At 53.8% G+C, this 22,723-nt stretch carries 17 protein-coding genes; 13 read left to right on the forward strand and 4 right to left on the reverse strand.

Features of this window, described 5'->3' with window-relative positions; translation table 11 throughout:
* Positions 1-44 precede the first annotated feature (44 nt).
* From bioB to Q0F21_RS00380, 9 genes are all read left to right on the forward strand, one after another.
* A complete protein-coding gene (gene bioB, locus Q0F21_RS00340) occupies positions 45-1,025 on the forward strand; it encodes a biotin synthase BioB (RefSeq protein WP_297236354.1) in 981 nt (326 codons plus the stop codon).
* A gap of 112 nt (positions 1,026-1,137) precedes the next feature.
* Positions 1,138-2,163 (forward strand): agmatine deiminase family protein, encoded by a 1,026-nt coding sequence (locus Q0F21_RS00345; protein WP_297236355.1) that lies wholly within the window; start codon positions 1,138-1,140, stop codon positions 2,161-2,163.
* 2 nt (positions 2,164-2,165) lie between these two features.
* Complete coding sequence (locus Q0F21_RS00350) at positions 2,166-3,050, forward strand: carbon-nitrogen hydrolase (RefSeq protein WP_297236356.1); 885 nt, start codon at positions 2,166-2,168, stop codon at positions 3,048-3,050.
* 27 nt (positions 3,051-3,077) lie between these two features.
* Entirely contained in the window at positions 3,078-5,084 is a 2,007-nt protein-coding gene (locus Q0F21_RS00355) for an alpha amylase C-terminal domain-containing protein (RefSeq protein ID WP_297236357.1), read from the forward strand.
* A gap of 5 nt (positions 5,085-5,089) precedes the next feature.
* Entirely contained in the window at positions 5,090-6,091 is a 1,002-nt protein-coding gene (locus Q0F21_RS00360; protein ID WP_297236358.1) for a type I phosphomannose isomerase catalytic subunit, read from the forward strand.
* Positions 6,092-6,513: 422 nt separating this feature from the next.
* Positions 6,514-7,338 (forward strand): GLPGLI family protein, encoded by an 825-nt coding sequence (locus tag Q0F21_RS00365; RefSeq protein ID WP_297236359.1) that lies wholly within the window; start codon positions 6,514-6,516, stop codon positions 7,336-7,338.
* Positions 7,335-9,902: a carboxypeptidase-like regulatory domain-containing protein gene (locus Q0F21_RS00370; protein ID WP_297236360.1), complete on the forward strand. Its 2,568-nt coding sequence runs from the start codon at positions 7,335-7,337 to the stop codon at positions 9,900-9,902. Before Q0F21_RS00365 ends, Q0F21_RS00370 begins: the two co-directional genes overlap by 4 nt.
* 229 nt (positions 9,903-10,131) lie before the next feature.
* The gene (locus tag Q0F21_RS00375; protein WP_297236361.1) at positions 10,132-11,547 is read left to right on the forward strand and encodes a trigger factor; all 1,416 of its coding nucleotides are present in this window, start codon (positions 10,132-10,134) and stop codon (positions 11,545-11,547) included.
* A gap of 140 nt (positions 11,548-11,687) precedes the next feature.
* Entirely contained in the window at positions 11,688-12,515 is an 828-nt protein-coding gene (locus tag Q0F21_RS00380; protein WP_297236362.1) for an N-acetylmuramoyl-L-alanine amidase, read from the forward strand.
* A 76-nt stretch (positions 12,516-12,591) separates the two neighbouring features.
* Here the strand turns inward: Q0F21_RS00380 and Q0F21_RS00385 are convergent, their stop codons facing one another.
* The 4 genes from Q0F21_RS00385 to topA all read right to left on the reverse strand — a co-directional run bounded on the left by Q0F21_RS00385 (position 12,592) and on the right by topA (position 18,088).
* Complete coding sequence (locus tag Q0F21_RS00385) at positions 12,592-13,908, reverse strand: mechanosensitive ion channel domain-containing protein (RefSeq protein WP_297236363.1); 1,317 nt, start codon at positions 13,906-13,908, stop codon at positions 12,592-12,594.
* 21 nt (positions 13,909-13,929) lie between these two features.
* Positions 13,930-14,769 carry a hypothetical protein gene (locus Q0F21_RS00390; RefSeq protein ID WP_297236364.1) on the reverse strand — a complete coding sequence of 280 codons (840 nt, stop codon included), beginning with the start codon at positions 14,767-14,769 and terminating at the stop codon, positions 13,930-13,932.
* 112 nt (positions 14,770-14,881) lie between these two features.
* The gene (gene tsaB / locus Q0F21_RS00395; RefSeq protein ID WP_297236365.1) at positions 14,882-15,646 is read right to left on the reverse strand and encodes a tRNA (adenosine(37)-N6)-threonylcarbamoyltransferase complex dimerization subunit type 1 TsaB; all 765 of its coding nucleotides are present in this window, start codon (positions 15,644-15,646) and stop codon (positions 14,882-14,884) included.
* 39 nt (positions 15,647-15,685) lie between these two features.
* Positions 15,686-18,088 carry a type I DNA topoisomerase gene (topA, locus tag Q0F21_RS00400; protein WP_297236366.1) on the reverse strand — a complete coding sequence of 801 codons (2,403 nt, stop codon included), beginning with the start codon at positions 18,086-18,088 and terminating at the stop codon, positions 15,686-15,688.
* 546 nt (positions 18,089-18,634) lie between these two features.
* Between topA and Q0F21_RS00405 the strand changes: the two genes are divergently transcribed.
* The 4 genes from Q0F21_RS00405 (at position 18,635) to Q0F21_RS00420 (ending at position 22,579) form a co-directional block, all read left to right on the forward strand.
* Positions 18,635-19,225, forward strand: a complete 591-nt coding sequence (locus Q0F21_RS00405; RefSeq protein ID WP_297236367.1) for a GSCFA domain-containing protein — start codon at positions 18,635-18,637, stop codon at positions 19,223-19,225.
* A 246-nt stretch (positions 19,226-19,471) separates the two neighbouring features.
* Positions 19,472-20,344 (forward strand): carboxypeptidase-like regulatory domain-containing protein, encoded by an 873-nt coding sequence (locus Q0F21_RS00410; RefSeq protein ID WP_297236368.1) that lies wholly within the window; start codon positions 19,472-19,474, stop codon positions 20,342-20,344.
* A gap of 210 nt (positions 20,345-20,554) precedes the next feature.
* Entirely contained in the window at positions 20,555-21,766 is a 1,212-nt protein-coding gene (locus Q0F21_RS00415; RefSeq protein WP_297236369.1) for an outer membrane beta-barrel protein, read from the forward strand.
* A gap of 222 nt (positions 21,767-21,988) precedes the next feature.
* The gene (locus tag Q0F21_RS00420) at positions 21,989-22,579 is read left to right on the forward strand and encodes a GSCFA domain-containing protein (protein WP_297236370.1); all 591 of its coding nucleotides are present in this window, start codon (positions 21,989-21,991) and stop codon (positions 22,577-22,579) included.
* Positions 22,580-22,723 lie beyond the last annotated feature (144 nt).

A 22,723-nucleotide genomic window follows, 5' to 3' on the forward strand; every position in this document is an offset into this window, starting at 1 on the left:
GCGCCATTTCGCTACCTTTGTGTGACCAAGAGAAGAAGAAAGAGATGAAGATTTCGGACAAAATCATCGGCGGCTACCGAATCACCGAGGCGGCAGAGTTGCTGTCGATCATCGAGGAGACGCCCCAGGAAGAGCTCTACGAGGAGTGCCACCAGATCACCCGCCGGCTCTGCGGGGATGGATTTGACACCTGCGCCATCATCAATGATAAGAATGGTCGCTGCCCTGAGGACTGCAAGTGGTGCGCCCAGAGCGCACGGCACCATACAGAGATCAATCCCTACGACGTGCTGCCGACGGAAGAGGCGGTCGCTGCTGAGGCAAAGAATAGAGAGTATGGCGTGCGGCGGTTCTCCATCGTATCGAGCGGCAAGCACCCCTCGGAGGGAGAGATGCTGAGGTACGAGGAGCAGCTGCGTGCGATGAAGGCAAATGGAGCAAAGCATCTCTGCGCCTCGCTCGGACTCTGCACCGAGGAGCAGCTGAGGCGACTCCGGGAGGCGGGACTGGAGACCTACCACTGCAATATGGAGAGCTCACCCGGCTACTTCGGCACCGTCTGCACCACCCATCCGCAGTCCGCCAAGGAGGAGACGATCGCCGCTGCGAAGCGGGTCGGGCTGAAGGTCTGCAGCGGAGGTATCGTCGGTATGGGGGAGACTCGGGAGGATAGGGTCGACTTTGCCCTCCACCAGGCGGAGCTGGGCGTGGGGAGCATCCCGATCAACTTTCTCCACCCCATACCGGGCACGCCGCTCGGGGAGAGGAGATTCATCTCGCCGGAGGAGGTGCTGGAGACGATCTGTATCTTCCGTCTCGCCTGTCCGACCGCCTTCCTCCGCTACAGCGGGGGACGTGCCCTACTCTCACCGGAGACAGAGCGTATGGGCCTCTATGTGGGGATCAACTCCGCCATCACCGGCGGACTGCTGACGACAGTCGCATCGGTGGTATCGCGCGACAGGGAGCTCTTCCACAGCGCCGGGTACGACACCACTCAGGAGACGAAGTGGGAGAATGGCTGACTGTGCCTATGTGAGGCATTACTTTTACCTATCGTGGATCGAAAGAGACAAAGTAAAAAATTGACGAAAAAGATTATCTTTGTCTCATAGGGAAACAACAAACTCAACTGCTATGACGAAGGGACTAATCCCCGAGTGGGCTCCTCAGGATGCGGTCTTACTGGCGTGGCCGGACGAGACGATGGACTGGGCGGACAATCTCGCCGAGATCCGCAGCTGCTACCTGCTGATGGTACGTGCGCTGCTGGATTACGTGCCGGTGATCCTGCTCGCTCAGGATACGGCGAGCGTGCCGCTGCGAGGGGACTATCCCCACCGGCTGACAGTGCTGGAGATGCCGCTCAATGACACCTGGGTACGCGACTATGCGCCACTCTCCGTCATCAACGACCGAGGGGAGCGGACGGTAGTGGACTATGCCTTCAACGCCTGGGGGCTTAAGTTTGCCGCCGACAGGGACAATCAGGTAGCGTCCAAGCTCCCTATTTTCACCAAAGACATCAAGCGGATCACCCGCCACGACTATGTCCTCGAGGGCGGTGCCGTGGAGAGCAACGGAGAGGGACTGATCCTCTCCACCTCGTCTGTCCTGCTGGACCCCAATCGAAATCTCGGTCGGGGTAAGGCAAGTGTACATACCCTCACCGAGCCGATCCGGGAGGCCCTGCATGCGGACCGAGTGGATATGCTGGAGGTCTCCCCCCTTGAGGGGGACGATACCGACGGACACATCGACACACTCGCCCGCTTCTGCGATGGTGAGACCATTGTCTACGCCTCTTGCTCCGACGAGGAGCACCCGGACTACAATACCCTCCGTAAGCTCGATGAGGAGCTTCATCGGCTCTATGGCGAGAGTTATCGCTTGGTCGCACTGCCAACGCCCGAGGTGAAGAGAGACACGGATGGGTCCGCCATGCCGGCAAGTTATGCCAACTTCCTCATCACCAACCGTGCTGTCCTCGCCCCCACCTATCGGGATAGGGCAGACGATGAGGCTCTATCGACACTACGTGACCTCTTCCCGGAGCGGAAGGTCGTGCCGGTGGACGCTATCCCGCTGATCCGTCAGCACGGCTCGATCCACTGCGCCACGATGCAGTTTCCCGAGGGATTTATCGACGAAGAATACAAATAACCATGCGTACTGCTCTTATCCAACAGAACAATACCGGCGACATCCAAGCCAATCGTCACCGCCTCGGCGAGAAGATTCGCGTAGCAGTCGCCGAGGGTGCCGAGCTCATCGTCCTGCAGGAGCTGCACGACGGGCTCTACTTCTGCCAGACGGAGGATGTCGACGCCTTTGACCTTGCCGAACCGATCCCGGGACCGGCAACAGACTTCTATGGTCATCTGGCACAAGAGCTCGGAGTGGTGATCGTCACCTCGCTCTTTGAGAAGCGGGCACCGGGACTGTACCACAATACCGCCGTCGTGCTGGAGCGCGACGGCAGCATTGCGGGTGTCTACCGCAAGATGCACATCCCGGACGACCCGGGATACTACGAGAAGTTTTACTTCACCCCAGGAGACCTCGGCTTCCACCCCATAGAGTCCTCCGTGGGGCGACTCGGGCTGCTGGTCTGCTGGGATCAGTGGTACCCCGAGGCGGCCCGACTGATGGCACTCGCCGGAGCGGAGCTGCTGATCTACCCCACAGCTATCGGCTACGATGACCGGGACGACCGGGAGGAGCAGGAGCGACAGCGCTCCGCCTGGCAGCTGGTGATGCGTGGTCACGCAGTCGCCAACGGTCTGCCCGTCATCGCTGTCAATCGTGTCGGGCGGGAGCCGGCGCCCGGTGATGACCCCGAGGCGGGCATTACCTTCTGGGGCAGCTCCTTCGCTGCCGGACCTCAGGGCGAGATGCTCACCGAGCTTCCTCTCGATGAGGAGGCGACGGAGATCATCGACATAGACCTCAAGCGATGCGAATTGGTTCGCCGCTGGTGGCCCTTCCTCCGCGATCGGCGGATCGATCACTACGACGACCTGACTAAGCGGTATCGCGACCCCTTTTGACACTCACCTTCTTACCCGCACCTTATTATGCTACGACTAATTGAGAACGACCCATGGCTGGAGCCCTACGAGTCCCCTATACAGGGACGGTATGAGTATGCCAAGTGGAAACTCCGTGAACTGACAAAAGAAACCAATGGCAGCCTCTCCGACTTTGCTGACGGGTACCTCTACTATGGGCTTCACCGCATAGAGGGAGGCGAGTGGGTTCTGAGAGAGTGGGCGCCCAATGCGACAGCCATCTACCTCCTCTGTGACGGCAACGGCTGGGCCAAGGATGAGGCATATCGCCTCAGCGCCCTCGGCAATGGATCCTGGGAGGTGAGACTACCCGCTGACACACTCGCTCACGGGACGCACTACAAGCTCCTCGTGGAGTGGGAGGGAGGCAGCGGTCTCCGCATTCCCGCATGGGCTGACTATGTGGTGCAGGACCCTGAGACGCATCTGTTCAGCGCCGTCGTATGGGACCCCGAGAGACCCTTCACCTTCCGGAGCAAACGTCCCACCCTCGGTCACGAGCCGCTCCTGATCTACGAGTGCCACATCGGTATGGCAACGGAGGAGGAGAAGGTCGGCACCTATCGGGAGTTTATGGAGAATGTGCTTCCGATGATCAAGGAGAAGGGCTACAACGCCCTGCAGATCATGGCGATCATGGAGCATCCCTACTACGGCTCCTTTGGGTATCAGGTGACCAATTTCTTCGCCCCCTCGTCCCGCTTCGGTACACCGGATGACCTGCGCGCGCTGATCGACGAGGCGCACCGGCTTGGGCTGCTTGTCATCATGGATATCGTCCACTCCCATGCAGCGAGGAACGAGGAGGAGGGGCTCGCGCGCTTTGACGGCACCTACACCCAGTACTTCCATGGCGGCGAGCGAATGCTCCACCCGGCGTGGAACTCGATGTGCTTTGACTACGGGAAAAACGAGGTGCTCCACTTCCTCCTCTCCAATTGTAAGTATTGGCTCGAGAGCTTCCACTTCGACGGTTTCCGCTTCGATGGCGTCACCTCAATGCTTTACCTTAATCATGGTCTCGGTCAGGCTTTCTGCACCTACTCCGACTACTACAATGGCGGGCAGGATGGCGACGCGATCATGTACCTCACCCTCGCCAATCAGCTGATCCACGAGGTCTACCCCGATGCCATCACCATCGCTGAAGAGGTGAGCGGTATGCCGGGCATCGGCGTACCGGTGAAGGACGGCGGCTACGGCTTCGACTACCGTCTCCAGATGAATATACCCGACTATTGGATCAAGATCATCAAGGAGCGTCGCGATGAGGAGTGGACCCCCGGCTCCATCTGGTGGGAGACCACCAACCGCCGAAGTGACGAGAAGAGCATCTCCTACGCCGAGTCACACGATCAAGCGCTGGTCGGCGACAAGACGATCATCTTCCGCCTCATCGATGCCGAGATGTACGACCATATGGACCGGGCGCACCACACCGAGGCGGTGGACCGCGGTACGGCACTCCACAAGATGATCCGTCTCGTCACCTGCACCACGATGAATGGCGGGTATCTCAATTTTATGGGAAACGAATTTGGTCACCCGGAGTGGATCGACTTCCCTCGCGAGGGCAATGGCTGGAGCTATAAGTATGCCCGTCGCCAGTGGAGCTTAGCCACGAATGGCTACCTCAAGTACAGCCTCCTCGAGGACTTCGATGAAGCGATGCTGGAGCTGGTCAAGAGCATCCCCGACTTTGAGAGAATACCGGTGGTTAAGCTCTGGGACCAGGACCAGGATCAGGTACTCGCCTACTCCCGTGGGGATCTCGTCTTTGTCTACAACTTCAGCCCCACACGCGCCTTCACAGACTACGGCATCCTCGCCCCGTCGGGCAAGTACACGATTGTCCTCGACAGCGACGACCCGAGATTTGGCGGCTACGATCGTCAGGACCACTCCGTGGCGCACCTCACCCAGTACGACCCCCACTTCATGGAGGACGGCAAGGGCTGGCTCAAGCTCTACCTCCCCCCGCGTACCGCTCTTGTCCTTAAGAAATCAAAGTAAAACCAATGTCTCACCCCTCTTCCTTACCTCTCTACCCGCTCACCTTTGACGCTCCCTTCAAGCGAAAGATCTGGGGCGGTGACCGAATATTCAAGTACAAAGGACTACCCTCTCCCTACGATGACATTGGCGAGAGCTGGGAGGTCTCCCCGATGCCGGGCGATGAGTCGGTCGTTGCCGCCGGTCCTCTCAAGGGTGTCGACCTACCAACGCTCACCCAAGAGTATGGCGAGAGACTCCTCGGGCATCACGTCAGGGAACGCTTCGGGGACTCCTTCCCCCTCCTCATCAAGGTCATCGACTCGCGACAGGATCTCTCCGTGCAGGTCCACCCCAACGACGACTACGCCCGCGAGCATGAGCACTCCCGCGGCAAGACAGAGATGTGGTACCTACTTGACCCCACCCCCGATGCCACCATCCGCGCCGGCTGGTCGAGGGAGACGACCCCGGAGCAGCTGCGAGAGCTGGTCAAGAGCGATGCTGTGATGGACTACATCCACAGCTACCACGCCGAGCGGGGGGATGTCTTTTACCTCCCGGCAGGTAAGGTCCACACCATCGGTGCCGGCTGCCTGCTTCTTGAGATACAAGAGGCGTCTGACATCACTTACCGGCTCTACGACTTCGGCCGGACCGATGCCCAAGGGCGGACCCGTGAGCTACACATCGACCGAGCTGTCGAGGTGATCAACTACGAGGTTGACCGGGACGGGAAGGCGACCTATGACCGGGAGCGAAAGGATGCCCTCGTCACACTTGTCCTAAGCCCCTACTTCTGCACCTCGGTCCTACGCCTGACGAAGGACTTCGCCTTGCCGGTGGCTGAGCGCGACTCCTTCACCTACCTCTTCTGCGAGGAGGGCGAGGTGGCGATCACCACCGATGGTGGCGAGCTCCGCCTCGCTAAGGGTCATGGTGCCCTGCTCCCCGCCGAGCTGCACCGTGCCGACCTCTGCCCCCTCACGACCGAGACCCGTCTCGTCGACGTCTACATACCGGAGTAGCAGGAGGGGTACTGTAAAGTCCAGATGCGCCAGCCCAGCGCCCCGGACTAATACCGGTATTAGTCACCACTATTACCGGGTTTAGTGATCACTAAACCCGGTAATAAAATTCACCGAGCTCTACCCGCCAACATCCAGCCCATTCACTTTGTTGATTCAATTGTCATTTAGTAATCTATCAGCCTCAATGAAAATATGGAGTAAAAAATCGATCTACTTATTATTTAATACCTATATTTGCTTAACGAAGAACATTCTTCGCAATCAAGTTTATGGACGATGCAGAAGACGACTGCGAGAAGAACGGGTCTCGTCTTAATTGACGATAAAACCAACAAATTTAATGACAGGTTAGAGTGAGACAGCTTGGACTTGTATCACTCTGACCTCTATTGTCAAATTTCAAATCCGCTATAGTACCTATGAAAAAATTCTTCTTTACCCTATGTTGCTTAGCCATTATAACGTCAAACTCGTGGGTTGTATTCGGTCAAAAACGTTACAAGGCGCTCTACGAATACACAGAGTGGAATGCGACGACCGGCAAAGTCACTAACGATATCATACGTCTTAATTCTGAGAAAGGCTACTTCTCCTGTGTCAGTGAGAATACCTACCAAAAGAAGTTAGTACAGGACTCCCTCCTCCAGACCGGACTGGATCCCTACACCATCGTCGCCATGACACGAGACATGGCGAGAGGACAGAGGACACGTATCTTCACCGATCTCGCCGGCAACACCAGGACAGTGTACGAGTTCCCCATGACCCAGATCCACTACGAGGAGCCTCTTCCGGTCGTGACATGGGAGCTGTCAGACGAGGTAAAAGAGGTCAATGGCATCCCCTCCAAGCAGGCGAGAGGCACGCTCTACGGACGCGAGTGGATCGTCTCCTATGCGACGGATATCCCTCTGCCTGTGGGACCGTGGAAGCTCACCGGTCTGCCCGGTCTGGTGACAGAGGCGGTCACGACCGACAGTCTCTTCCACTTCACGCTCATCTCCTTTGCCCTCACCCCCGATGACGAGCGTCCTATCTTACCCTCACCCTCGGCTCCGGCCACACCATCCAAGAAACAGTCCAAGAAGGAGGTCCTCCACGCCCTACATCAGTGCGCCACCAACAACCGAGCCTGGCTCAAGAAGCTCTACCCCGTGTCCAGCCAGCCTGAAGAGACCCCGGAGGACCTTCGCCGGATGGCACTCGCCCGCAAGTCGTACCAGTATATCGAGCGAGCTGAGTGATCCGGAGGCATCTCCTTTTTCTTCTTCTACTTCCCCTCACCCTGACCATTGCCACCGCTGAGGAGTGGTGTGGAGTGGTCAGGGACGCCGAGACCGGCGAGGGGATATCGACGGTCCAGATCCTTCTGCTCCGTGGTGAGACCAAGGTGATCCGCCAGACGATCAGCCGGGAGGACGGCTCCTTCTGCCTCGACCTCCCCGGCTCTAAGTCCGACCTCACGGTCCGCGCCGCACTGATCGGCTACCGGACGGAGGTGGTTCGCTTAGACACCCTCCTCATGAGAGAGGGAAAAGAGATCCTGCTCCACCGGCAGGACTTCAAGCTCCCCGAGGTGCAAGTACGGGCAAAAGCCATCGAGCAGCATGGCGACACGGTCAGCTACCGCACCTCCGCCTTTGCACAAGCGATGGACACCAAGCTGGAGGATGTGCTGGCGCGGCTCCCTGATGTCTCTGTCTCCTCCGGCGGTATGATCTCCTACAAGGGACGAAGCATCAATCGCTTCTACATAGAGAACCTTGACCTCCTCGGCAGTCGATACACCCTTGCCTCGCGTAACATTCGACCTGAGGATGTCGCCTCCGTACAGATCTACGAGCACCACGAGCCGATCAGGCTGCTCAGGGAGCAGAGCCGATCCGACCGCGCTGCACTTAATGTGAAGCTCAAAGAGTCTGCCAAGAAAAGGTGGCTCAGGGACCTAAGCGGTGCTGTCGGCGGCTGGCCGCCGATCGGCAAGGTGAGCGGTTCGCTCATGAACTTCCAGCCCCGGCGGCAGACCATCCTCGTCGCCAAGGGAGACAATACAGGCGACGACATCATCTTCGAGACCCGAGTACAAAACATCGGCATGGGGGTGGTCTTCAACCCCTACCAACTCTCCGGAGGACCGGAGAACCTCTTTGCGGAGCGAAAGATCTACAGCACCTTCTTCGGACGTGACCGAAGGCGCGACAATCAGACCGCCTTCCTCTCCCTCAATCATCTCATCGCCCTGTCCGACAGCGAAACCCTTCGGATCAATCTCAACGGATACCACGACCGAAACCGACTCAGAGAGGAGCGGGAGAGCCACTACTACGACCCCGAGCTCGGCTCGATCGACCTCCGAGAGACCACCGACTACCTCTCGAGGCGCAGCGCGACAGAGAATGAGCTAACCTATGAGCAGAATGGGGAGGAGCTCTATCTCAAGGACATCCTCTCCGTCCGCTACCACCACCTCACCACCGAGGACAACGCTGCCGTCAATGGTCGGCCTCGCACCATTGATATGCTCCTCCCTTCCCTCCGGCTCTCCAATTCGCTCACTGCGAAGAAGCTCCTCGGCGGGCATCTCTACACCGCCGCCCTCGGCATAGGGTACAGCAGCCGTCCTCAGGAGATGACCCTCGCAGGAGAGACTCCCTATCGGCTGCAGTCCGATGACCTCACTGCCACACTCGCTCTGGAGAGCTCCTTTGCCATAGGTCATCATCAGCTCTCCCCACAGATCAGAGGCGGCCTGGAGAGCTATGGGCTTAGGATCGGGGAGCAAGAGCAGGATCCCCGCAAGGTTCACAGTAAGGAGCTGACCTCCGACCTTTCTGTAGAGTATCTATACCACAGTAATGGACTGGAACTGAGTCTCACGCCTGCCCTTAGTGCAAGACTGCAGGATCTCCCCAGAGGGAGACAACAACACCTCCTCCCCGGCGTCAGCTCCTCGATCAGGTATGACTGGAGGGGTGGGCGGACACTACTCATCTACAGATTCAGCACCAGCCGACCTGAGCTGACAGCCTACTTCCCGCACCTGATCCGCGTCGGTCTGACAGACTACCGGGAGGGGATCACGGACCAAGGGGTGACACGTTCGCACACACTGCTTCTCCGACAGGAGGGGACTGCGCCGTGGGATCTCTCCTATGTGCTAACCGGTCGAGGAGGGCACGTGACCGCACCGAGGATCTACAGTCTCTCTGTCAGGGAGGGCAAGAGGATCCGCTCCTACCTCCCACTCGCCCACAGCGCCCTCTCCGGCGGTCTCTCTGCGGAGCTCTCCAAGTACTTCTCTGACCCGATGATCACGCTCAAGGGGACGGTAGGCTGGGACAGCACCAAGGGCGACACCTACCAGCAGGGACTTATGATCCCCTATAGCGGGTCTGACCTCACGTACGGTGGATCTCTAAGCTGGATGGGAAGCACGCTGATGACCCTCGAGTATGGCATCGAGAGCGACCTATCCCGAGTCCACATCGGGGACAAGGCGGCAGACCTCACCACCAAGAGTCTGGAGCAGACACTGCGAGGCACCCTACTCCTCGGCGCGCACTGGGGAGTATCCGCCGACCTCCAGCACCGCTACAGCAGTTCGCCCCTATACGACCCGATCAACCAAGTCTTCCTCGACGGCAAGATCTACTACACGAGGGACAAGCTCCGTCTCCAGATTGACCTCACCAACCTGACCAACGTCCGCTCAGAGTACTACCGCCGAACCGACGGCATCAATAGCAGCAGCCGGCGTACCACCCTCCGCGGTCGGGAGGTGCTTCTTACACTTACCCTCAAGCGGTAGATCCCCAGTCAGTAGTCCCTCGCAGCCGGATGTCCGCCTTAGAAAAGGTGGGTGAGATAGGGCTTTGGTAGGTACAGAGCAGCATTTAAGGAGTTGTCAGCATTGAATAGTTAACAACGTGTGAACACGAGAGTATAGCTCAAAATGGCGAATGAGGGTTGGGCAATAGAGGCAAAAATGCTAACTTTGCACGCTAACAACTGAAACTAAATCACATAAATACATAACAATGGATATCACTCTCGTAGAGCAGAAAGATAACTTTGCCCGTATCGACGTGGCTGTCGAGAAGTCGGACTACGCCGCAGACTACAAGAAGCGTCTCAATAACATCAGTGCCAACGCCTCTATGCGCGGTTTCCGCAAGGGGCACGTGCCTAAGGGGCTCATCCTAAAGATGTACGGCGATAGCATCCACGTCGATGCAGTGAGCGAGGCTGTGACAACAAAGCTTATGGACTTCATCCGGGAGAAGGAGCTGAAGACTATTGGTCAGCCGATCATGCCGAGGGAGCTCAACCAGGGGGAGAAGCTTCTGCAGGACGAGATGACTCTCACCTTTCACCTGGCACTCATCCCCACTATCAGTGAGGACATCCTAGGTAGCGATGATCAACTGACGTACTATCAGCCCATAATCAATGAGGAGGAAGTCACCAAGCAGCTGGAGCGCCTACAGCAGACCAACTCCAAGTTTGTCGAGGGTGATCACATTGTACCCAATGCATTCATCTCCGGTACCCTTGCTGAGCTGGACGGTGACACGCCCAAGGAGGGCGGCATCCAGGTGGAGCGGACGATCGTCTACCCGGACTTTATGACCGATGAGGAGGAGAAGGCAAAGTTTGACAATGCTCCTAAGAATAGCATTGTCGTCTTCAATCCTTACAAGGCCTACGGTGGCAAGAAGTCTGAGCTGAAGGCTCTCTTCCGTCTCGATGACATGAGTGATGAGGAGGTGGAGAAGTACAAGGAGAGCGACTTCTCCTACGAGATCAAGGAGATCAGCTACTCCAAGCGTGCAGAGCTGGATCAGGAGTTCTTCGACACGGTCTTCGGTCCGGACAAGGTACACTCCGAGGAGGAGGCTCGCGAGGAGCTGAAGTCTAGGATGGAGCAGAATATCAAGGCCAACGCCGACTATAAGTTCACTGAGGATCTCATTGACCTTATCGCCAATAAGAAGACCGAGAAAGTCGAGCTTGCCGAGGATACGATCATCGAGTGGTACAAGGGCTCCGAGATGGCCAAGGATCAGTCAGACGAGGAGATCGATAGCAACCTCAAGGAACTGATGAAGGGGCTGAAGCTGGACATCGTCATCAACCACTACACCGAGAAGTACGGTCTCGAGGTTACCGAGGACGATCTGAGTAACTTCACTCGCTCCTATGTGATCAATCAGCTGGCACAGATCGGTCTCACCTCTCCCACAGAGGATATGATCGAGGGACAGGTACAGCGTGCGCTCAGCAATGATAACTTCCGCTACAACACCCAGCAGAATATGCTGCGCCAGATGGTAGCTCAGAAGATCCACGAGGAGGGTCTGCTTACAGTAGATACCAAGGAGGTGACCCCGGATGAGCTCCAGAAGATCATCACGGCAGGCGACGAGAAGACTGAGGAGGAGTCTGCTGAGTAAGGGATTCATCCCTACTTAGACGCATATTACCAAGCAAGCAATGCGAAGCCTGAGACTACTTTTCCGAGTAGTTTCAGGCTTTTTCCATTCTCCTTTCCGCACATTTGGGTATATTTCCGATCCATCAAGCACTTTTCTATATGATCGTATCCCATTCATCACCCATTGATCGAGTGTCTCTGACAGCTCGCTCCCTCTTCCTGATGGTTTTTCTCGTAACCCTCCTGTGCTCCGTACCGCTCTATGCCAGGGACAAAGAGGGGAACTTTATCGTTGTCATCGATGCCGGACATGGAGGACATGACAGCGGAGCCAAGGGGAAAGTCTCGTACGAGAAGGACATTGTCCTCGCCGTCTCGAAGAAAGTCGGCGCTAAGCTCGGCAATCTCGCCCCTCAGATCAAGGTCTACTACAGCAGACCGGACAATAAATTCATCGGTCTCCAGGACAGAGCTCGCTTTGCTATCAGCAAGAATGCGGATCTCTTCGTCTCCATACATGCCAACGCTAGCAACAGCCACTCCCCCAGCGGAACTGAGACCTATGTACTGGGACTTCACCGAACTGAGGACAACCTGAGAGTGGCGATGAAGGAGAATAGCGCCATACTGCTGGAGGACAATTACTCAAAGAAGTACGAGGACTTCGACCCAACCTCGAGTGAGTCGTACATCATATTCCAATTCATGGCCAATAAGCACTTAGAGAACAGTCTCAGGCTCGCCAAGCTGGTCCAGAGCGGATTTAAGTCTGCCAATCGATACGACCGAGGTGTGCGTCAGGCGGGATTCCTGGTACTGAGAGAGGCTGCCATGCCGAGCGTCCTGATCGAGATAGGGTTTATCTCCAATCGTGAGGAAGAGCGATACCTTAACTCACAGAAAGGTCAGAACACAATTGCCAAAGAGATTGCCACAGCAATCGTAGACTACGAGCGACAGATCAGGAAGAGATCAGGCAAGCAATAGTCCATTCTGCAAACGAATAGAGGGAGATGTACCAGTGACTGATACATCTCCCTCTACTTTATCCTAAAACCGACAATTACTCCTTAGTATCGTCCTCGGAGCTTTGCTCCTGCTTGGACGTGAGCATCTCCTCGAGCTCTGTCTCAGTGGAGGAGGAGAGATTATTGGCCGATATCTTCTGGTAGATCTTGAGATCGAAGTAGGAGATCACCGCCATCAGGTGCTCAAATGTATTGGCGGCTATGGTCTCATGCATATTCCAGTTGGACGTCTTAGTAAAGAAGCGGACAAACAGCGGCAAGCCCATCTCTGTCATCGGCCTCTGATAGCACATCACAGCATAGTTGTGATCCACAGCATCAGACCCCTCGAGGAACTTGAGGACATAGTTGCGGAAGAGTCCCAGGTTCGTAATCCTCACCTGCGTCAGGTCATCCGTCAGGCTCTGTTTGTTATTCTCCTCAGCAACTTCTGCGATGAGCTGGTCCATCACTTTACTCACCATACCAGAGCGGCGGAGACGCTCGATCAGCTTATCATCGACATTGCGGATGGAGGAGATGTCTATATAGATCGCCCTAGCACAGAGGCGGGCATTGGAGCGCTGCATATGAGACCAGTTCTGCACCGTATTGCTGACAAGTGTGTAGGGCGGGATGGTGTACATAGAGTTATCAAATCCCTTGACCTTCACCGTCGTCAGTGAGATCTCCATGACGTCTCCATCCACATCCTTACCCGGGACAGTGATCCAGTCTCCCACATGGACCATATCACTCCCGGTGAGCTGAATACTGGCAACGAAGCCGAGGATGGTGTCCTTAAAGATCAGCATCAGCACTGCCGACAGGGCTGCCAGGCTCCCAAATATGGTGCTCATATCGATGCGGAAGAGCAGAGAGATCACCACAAGCACACCGAGGAAGATAGCCAGCACCTTAAAGGCCTGAAGGAGTGCCACCGTGGGATTGTCCCTATACTGGGGCTGCTTCAGCATCCACGCCCTACCCGTATCGATCACACTGATAAGGAAGGTAAAGAAGAAGTAGGTCTGACACAGCCTGGCAATCAGCAGGAGTCCGGCATATACCGCCCCACCATCAGGAAAGGGAAGAGTCAGCAGACCAATGAAGATAGAGGTAATGATCAGGCTGACCAGCTTGCTCAGGACTTTCTTACTGCGTGCATCGGCCGTTGAGCTGCTAAACCATGGGATCTTCCCCAGAAGTCCCCTCAGGCCCTTGATAAAAATCAGTCTGAGTATGAAGTCCAGTAGCGCCAGGAATACGACAACGATCCCCAGCACGAGCATCTCATAAGCAAATGATCCGTGCTCAATACCAAGGTCGAAGCTGGTGATAAACTTTAGTAGCAGGGCTCTAATATCATCCATTGATTTATGTCTTTAGTGGGCTCAGAGGTACTTAATGTCATAGCGGCGAGTGTACTCCTTCGCCTCCCCGTCCTTGATCTCCTTGATCTCGTGCCTCACCTGCAAGGGCTGATCGAAGCGATCACAGAGGTAAGAGGCAAGGAGGTGATAGTGGTACTCCGGACGACGGATCACCATGGAGGAGATCAGACTCGAGGATCTGGAGCCGAGGATAAAGCTGGAGAGGAAGTTGATCGAGCTGTCATCACAGAGATAATTGAGATCCGGGAAGACCCGATTGCCTACATTACTGTAGTAGGTCATCTCCTGACGATACTCCCCGTCATGGCCTGCGATGGAGGTGATGTTTCCCGCAGGGTCCCAGGTCACATCCATCTCATCCTCTTGGCTGAGTATGCTATCGAGCTGACCGCCGTAGAGCTTGAGGTCCCAGTGCTCCTCCTTACCACTCTTCCGTCGGAAGGAGAGTGATGTCCCCATCCCGAAGGGATCCAGATCTATGGTTGTGATCTCGGGAGTATTGCACTCCTCCATACAGTCTGTCTCGACAATCAGCAGCTTCCTGTCGTAGACCTCTGCCTCGATCAGAGACTCCCGAGTACGACCGCCCTGCTCGTCCAGTGCGATCTTCCGAGCCCAAGAGAACTTCTCGTCCTCATCCCATCCAAAGGTAAGCACCGATGTGGGATGACTCCCCTCATAGCAGGTGATGGAGTCGATGAGCGAAGTCGGGGTCTCTACTCTACGGTGGCGGCTCTTGAAGAGGTTATAGAGGTATATACCTGTGACAGCTCCCACCGACATGGCCGCCAGGTCTCTGAGTATGTCGCGAGCTGCAGCGTTGATAGAGGTTTGGCTCATAAGTTCTAGTGTTATTTACTGATTTGATCTACTCACAAATCTACCATATTTATCCGCAATAGACGACCCGCAAATGACTGCACAGCTTTGCCGTCCCTTCCGAGACCTCGACTTAGTGCTTGCCCAAAGTCCGGGATAGAACCTTATTGACACTCTTCTTTGCCTCGTACTCCTTCAGATAGTAGGGCTCCCAGTAGGCTACATCCTCAGTCTGTCCGAGAGAGATGCTCTTCACTACAGAGCCTAGCATGGCATCAGCACGAGGGTGCAGGTCGTATATCAGCTGAGAGCCCGGCAAGAGGGTGTCAAAGATCTCCTTAGCCTTCTCGGCACCATTACCGAAGTAGTAAAGGAGCTTATCCCCGACGATCTCCTGCAACCTTGCTTGACTCTGCTCGTCCGTAAGGACCACAGCAGCAATGTCTGTTAGGGGCTCCACTACGCCGAAGTAATGATCATCATAGCTGCCTCTGTATATCGCCGTGTAGACCTCCATCCTGCGCGCATCGATCATCGGCATGAGGAGGGCATTAGGATAGTCGAGCTCATCCTCCATATCGAAGATAGTCATCGCCAGCAGCTCCGTCGTCATGACCGAGACCAGTGGCACTCCGAGGGACCAGCAGAGCCCCTTAGCATATGAGGCTCCGATACGGAGACCGGTATAGCTCCCGGGACCATTGGAGACGCCGACACCCTTCAGGTCGTGCTTGTAGTCTATCTTACTCAGCATCCCGGCAGCGATATCAGCCAGTTGCTCTGCATGCTTATTGGATCCTCTCGTCTCCTCGTAGTCTACGATCTCGTCTCGAGCCCCGAGCGCTACGGAGCAGACCTCCGTGGAGGTGTCTAGGAGCAGATAATACTCTTCTTTCATATATCAAATGTCTCTATCAGTCTCTATGATCCGGCGCTGTCAGTTTTTACTCTTCACTTTACTTCCTGAGGCTTTCTTCCTGGGAGAAGCAGCCTTTTTGGTCTTTGATGAAGTGCTGCGTTTCTTGGCCGACCCGCCACTCTTGTCACTCTTGGCCACGATGGCGCGCGCCTGCTCCTCCGTAAGCGACTTTGCCTCGACGGTCTTGGGGATCTTATAGTTCTTCCGCTTATACTTTATGTAGGGACCGTAGCGACCGTTGAGGATCTCCAGCTTGTCAGACCCTTCCCCATACTCAGCGATGTACTTATTCCGATCGCGCTCCATCTTCTCCTTGATCAGAGGAGTAGCCTGGTCCATCTCTATCTCATAGGGACTAATCTCCTTAGGAATGCTCACGAAGAAGGACTTCCCGACCCTTACGTAAGGACCAAAGCGTCCGATATCCACCGTGACGGCATCCCCATTGTACTCACCTATCTCTCGGGGCAACTGCAGGAGCTTAAGTGCCTGCTCGAGCGTGATGGTGGCTATTGATAGATCCTTAGGGAGGGAGGCGAACTTAGGCTTCTCGCCATCCACGTCAGCCTTCCCCATCTGTACCATGGGTCCATAGCGTCCGATCTTAGAGTAAATGGGGGAGCCCGTCTTAGGGTCATCGCCCAGGTATCGTTCACCCACCTTGTGATCCTCCTTCTCATTCATCACCTCCTCCACGTTGCTGTGGAAGAAGCGGTAGAAGTTATCGATCACCTCTGTCCACTCCTTTTCCCCGTCTGCTATCGCATCAAACTCCTCCTCCACCTCGGCAGTGAAGTGGTAGTCCATCACTCTTGGGAAGTGCTCTATCAGATAGTCCGTCACTACGAGACCGGTGTCAGTCGGGCATAGCTTCCCCTTAGAGGCGCCCACCCGCTCCTTACGGATCGTCCGGGAGATCTTGCCGGACTTTAGTGTCAGTACAGTGTACTTCTGTTCCTCTCCCTCGAGGTTCCGCTTCTCGACATAGCCTCTCTTCTGGATCGTCTGGATCGTGGGAGCGTACGTGGAAGGACGACCTATGCCGAGGTCCTCCAGCTTCTTGACCAGCGATGCCTCTGTGTACCTGGCGGGCTGCTTCGTGAAGCGCTCTCTTGCCTCTATTTGCTCAGCTGAGACCACGTCTCCGACAGCCATCCTGGGCAGCAGTCCGGATCCCTCCTCTGACTCCTCTGCGTCATCCTCATCATCCCGTCCCTCGAGATAGACCTTGAGGAAACCATCAAAGGTGATCACCTCACCCTTGGCCTGAAACGAAGGACCACTCGATGCATCAATGGTCACCGTCGTACGCTCGAGCTGAGCATCTGCCATCTGTGTCGCCAGCGTACGCTTCCGGATCATATCATAGAGCCGCCGCTCCTGAGCCGTCGAGCCAGCGGACACAGCCTCAGGATGTACGGGGCGGATCGCCTCGTGAGCCTCCTGTGCGCCCTTGGTCTTGGTGGCATAGTTTCGGACCTTGACATACTCCTTACCATACTCCCGCTCGATCACCGATGCAGAGGCACCGATGGCAAAGGAGGAGAGGTGGACCGAGTCCGTACGCATGTAGGTGATATGTCCTGCCTCGTAGAGCTTCTGAGCGAGACTCATCGTCAGCCCCACCGGGTAGCCCAGCCTCCTCGATGCCTCCTGCTGCAGCGTGGAGGTGGTAAATGGAGGTGCCGGCTGACGTGTCGCCGGAGTTACAGTCACCTGTCCCACGGAGTACGTCGCAGTGAGGAGATCCTCCAGAGTCCCCATCGCCTCATCAACCGACTGCGGTCGTGAGGTCAGGTCGGCACTAAGCGACTCGCCCCCCTCTGTCGTAAAGAGTCCACGTATGCGGAAGGAGCTCTCCGGCTCGAAGTCGTGGATCTCCTTCTCTCGCTCCACGATGATCCTGACAGCAACAGACTGGACACGACCTGCCGAGAGGCTTGGACGGACCTTACGCCAGAGGATCGGGGAGAGCTCAAAGCCCACCAGCCGATCAAGCACACGCCGTGCCTGCTGCGCATCGACCATCTTCAGATCTATGGAGCGCGGACTCTTCAGAGCATTCTGGATGGCAGACTCGGTGATCTCATGGAATACGATCCTATTCTTCTCCTTCTCACTCAGACCAAGCACCTCCGCCAAGTGCCACGCAATCGCCTCACCCTCGCGGTCTTCATCGGAAGCAAGCCAGATGTGATCCGCCTTCTTTGCAGCAGCCTTTAGAGTGGAGACAACGCTCTTCTTGTCGTCAGAGATCTCGTACTGAGGGTCATAGTTATTATCCACATCGACCCCCATACCCTTAGTCTTGAGGTCACGTATGTGTCCATAACTGGGGAGTACGGTAAAGTCTTTGCCCAAAAACTTGCCGATCGTTTTCGACTTTGCGGGAGACTCAACGATAAGGAGATGATTAGCCATATTTCTTTGCAACGAGATTACTTCTATTGAATGTGGTGCAAAAGTAGCAATTAATAGTTTAATGTATGGTGAGGTCCCAGGGCTGACGCATTTGAGACTCGTTCAGCAGCAGCATAACCACAAGGATGCCTGCTCCCTGGGCATTGGTCGAGCCACGAAGTGGCGAAGACGATGTATAAGAGTTTATTTCGTATCCCGCCCCCTTGCGGGTCGCCGCCACATCAGAGATGAGCGATAAGAGAGACCACCCATCCGCATACCTGAGCATCAGCCTCTCTGACGGGCATCAGACAGACTCAAATGCGTCTGCCCTGCGCCCTCCAAACTAAACCCGGTATTAGTGATCACTATTACCGGGTTTAGTGATCACTAATATCGGGTTTAGACTTCACCGAACTCTATCCTGCTCGATACGATGCTCCCCGGCACCCGGGATCCGGCTACCGCGGCATAGGGGATGCATGCGAGATCGGGCGGGTGAGGTAAAACTCAAATGCGTCAGCCCCCACTCTGCTTTTTGCGACCGATTATCGGTACCTTTGGGGTATGATTTTTCGCAAGGTCATCGAGATAAATAAGCCGGACAGGCTCTACGATCGAGGAGATCGCTTCGTGCTCTGGGGTTCCTGCTTCTCCTTCCGTCTGAGAGATTACCTCACGGGAGCGCTCTACGACGTGACGGACTCGCCCTATGGGATCATGTACAATCCTCTCTCCATGGCTCAGGGCATGGAGCGTCTCCTCTCAGACGACGCTCCGCGGGAGGAAGAGCTGGTTCTACGGGATGGTCGCTGGCACTCCATGATGCACCATGGGTACTTCTCCCACAGCAGTAAGGAGGTGGCTCTACAGCAGATGCGGGAGGCCTTTGAGAGATCAAGGGCTGCACTCGCCGAGACTGACCTACTCATCCTAACCCTCGGCACCGCCTGGGTCTACGAGCGGCAGGGAGAGGTGGTCAATAACTGCCACAAGCTACCGGCTGAGGACTTTATCCGCCGTCGGCTCTCTGTCGATGAGATCGTCACTGTCTGGAGCCGGCTGATCCCCGCTCTGACTGAGCAGTCACCCTCCAACAAGGGCAATTTCTTATTGCTGTTCGACAAACTTTTATCGGACAGCAATGATTACCAATAAGCAGGTCCTTAATTATGTACAGAAATTCAACTCTAGACCAAGGAAAAGGAACAAGTACAAGACCACAACGACTGTCAGGTTAGAAAATTAATAAGTAACTTGCACTAGTAATTTGAATCTACAGTCCCCAAGAATATAGCAATTTTAGGCGCCTGCTTTCGAACCTTGGATTATCAAAGGAGGAATTGCTTACTTGCATTTTTAGGCTCAATTTGTGGTAACAAAAAGTTTAATTCTATGTTCGGTATGAATAAGTTTGTCTTTATAATAATAGTTCTGTTGTTTTCGTGCAAAATTCTCAACGCCCAAATATCCGGAGTGATAATAGATGAGGAAAAACAACCTGTCGAATTTGCAACTATTAGGCTGTACCAAATTCCTGATAGCATTCTGATTGCCGGTACGGTATCCAATGATAAGGGATATTTTTCTTTTCCGGATACTGTCTCTAGGCAACTTATACTGAAGATATCTTCCGTGGGTTACGAAACGATGTGTTTAGCGGTCAAGTCTCACCAAGAAATCATGTTGAAGCGGCATTCTGAAGAACTGCAGGAAGTAGTTATTTCTGCAAGTGAGATTGAGACCTTCGGGAGTAAGGACAAACTACTCATCCCACAAAGTCTGAAGGAAAGAGCCTCCTCTGCCTTGACGGCCTTGGGAGAAATGCCACAATTTCAATTAAATAGAATTTCAAATATCCTTCAAACGACAGACCGGCAAAATATACTCATTCTCATAGATGGCATACAGGCGAATGAAAATGACTTAATGGCTCTACCTGCAAAAAAAATCAGGAGAGTTGAGTATTTTACACAGCCACCAGCAAGATTTGCCAATAAAAACATAGGTGCAGTGCTAAGCGTCTTTACCATAAAAGAAAAGGATAGCGGGTTTAACAGCTTTATCTCTACAGTAAACTCTTTTACAACGGGTTACGGAACAAACACAATCAATGCGAAGTGGTACACACCCAAGCACCAGGTTGCCCTTTCCTATTTCATTGATTACAGGAATCTTGACGACAACAGAATCAATCAGACGTACGAATATGAGATAGACCATGCAAATTTCTCCAGCAAACAGCAGGGACTTCCCGGTACTTACAAGGGGGAGTAACATATCATAGGGTCAGATTACATGTTTAGTCCGGATGACAACCAACTGTTTTCTGCTAAAGTAAGGTATCGCCTCAACCCGGGGCGGGAAAGCCATCAACAAACTGCAACAACGAAATTTGGTACAGGAATTGTATAACAAGGTTATTCGGCAAAAAAACTTAAAAGCAATTACGATGCTATATCATTGGATTTATATTACAATAGAAAATTGAAGAACAACCAGGAATTGACAGCCAATTTTGTAGGATCTTATTTTGATTCAAAATCGGACAATCAGATTTCCCAGGAAAATTCAGATAATACATTTGCTTATCGGTACAACAACCATCTCAGGAATTACTCTAATTCCATCATATCCGAGTTGCTTTACAACAAGTCCTTTTCCAATGAAAATATCAGCATCGGGGCAAGATACTTTTACAAGCAACTCCAGCAGACCTATAATGAAAACGCCCGCTCCATAATGGAGCAGCAAGTCTGCTATATATATTCAAATCTTGCAGGCAAGTTAAAGAATCTCGATTACACCATAGGTGTAGGTATAGAACATAGTATTCAAGACAATGGAGAAATGAAGGCAAAGCATTATACTGTGTTCAAACCTTCATTGTCTGCGAGCTATCAGATAGGTCACTCCTCTTCCATTAGGCTTAACTCGCTTATCTTATCCAATGTTCCTGACATCTCACAGCTCACCATCCATCCAGTCTATCTCAACTATCAATATTATAGTGTGGGCAATCCTCATCTTCATCCCTACTATACTTTCTATAATCGTCTTCAATACCAACTGAGTCTACCTACTTTCTATATGAGTGCCGCAATACGGCATTCGTACCTGCGCCGCCCTTATATGACATTATTTGAGAGTAGAGACGCAGAGATAGTGAAGACCCTTGAACATTTTAAACACACCTCATACACAGCTGCGGATCTCAGCCTTCAATGGCTTCCATTCTCATTCTTGAAAATCCAACCGTTCGCAACAGTTGTGTATACTAGCGCCATGAAGCTTGATGGTGCCAGTCTAAGTGAGTGGTCAAAATACTTTTCTATCACGGCAAGTGTTACTTACAAGGAATTTTCCATATTAGGAAATGTAGGAAGTTCTATGACCGATCTATTGGGGGATGTTACGGAAAAGAAGAAAGCCTATGTTTTTAGTGAACTATCTTACTCCAAAAACAATGTATATGTGGCATTGCAGTATATTCACAATCCCAAGCCATCTGCCATCTATTCCAACAATAGCTTGATGAACTTTAAGGAAGAAACGATTTGGAATAATTTCCAAAATCTATTTGCCATAAACTTTAGATACAATTTTACGATCGGCAGAAAGAAGAGCATCAATGGTCTCACCAAACTTAATAATCAAGATAATGTAAGTGGATTAACCAACGATGCGACTGCGAAGTAAACGAATATTATGTTTAATTAAAATTGAGTCGCCCTCCTGCAAGGGCAATTTCTTTTACCGATATTAGTGTGATCTAATACCGATATTAGGCGAGACTAATACCGATATTAGATCACACTAATATCGGTATTAGAGAAAAGGCTGAGAGGACGGCTCCTCATTGCCCCTTTTTTGCGACCGTTTTTCAGTACACATAGCGGTATTTATCGGTACCTTTGGGGCATGATTTTTCGCAAGGTCATCGAGATAAAAAAGCCGGTCAGGCTCTACGACAGAGGAGATCGCTTCGCACTCTGGGGCTCCTGCTTCTCCACCCGTCTGAGGGATTACCTGATGGGAGCGCTCTACGACGTGACGGACTCGCCCTATGGGATCATGTACAATCCTCTCTCCATGGCTCAGGGCATGGAGCGTCTCCTCTCAGACGACGCTCCGCGGGAGGAAGAGCTGGTTCTACGGGATGGTCGCTGGCACTCCATGATGCACCATGGGTACTTCTCCCACAGCAGTAAGGAGGTGGCTCTACAGCAGATGCGGGAGGCCTTTGAGAGATCAAGGGCTGCACTCGCCGAGACTGACCTACTCATCCTAACCCTCGGCACCGCCTGGGTCTACGAGCGGCAGGGAGAGGTGGTCAATAACTGCCACAAGCTACCGGCTGAGGACTTTATCCGCCGTCGGCTCTCTGTCGATGAGATCGTCACTGTCTGGAGCCGGCTGATCCCCGCTCTGACTGAGCAGTCACCCTCCAACAAGGGCAATTTCTTATTGCTGTTCGACAAACTTTTATCGGACAGCAATGATTACCAATAAGCAGGTCCTTAATTATGTACAGAAATTCAACTCTAGACCAAGGAAAAGGAACAAGTACAAGACCACAACGACTGTCAGGTTAGAAAATTAATAAGTAACTTGCACTAGTAATTTGAATCTACAGTCCCCAAGAATATAGCAATT

It is taken from the genome of uncultured Porphyromonas sp. (assembly GCF_934359325.1).
In the GTDB taxonomy this organism is placed as follows: domain Bacteria; phylum Bacteroidota; class Bacteroidia; order Bacteroidales; family Porphyromonadaceae; genus Porphyromonas_A.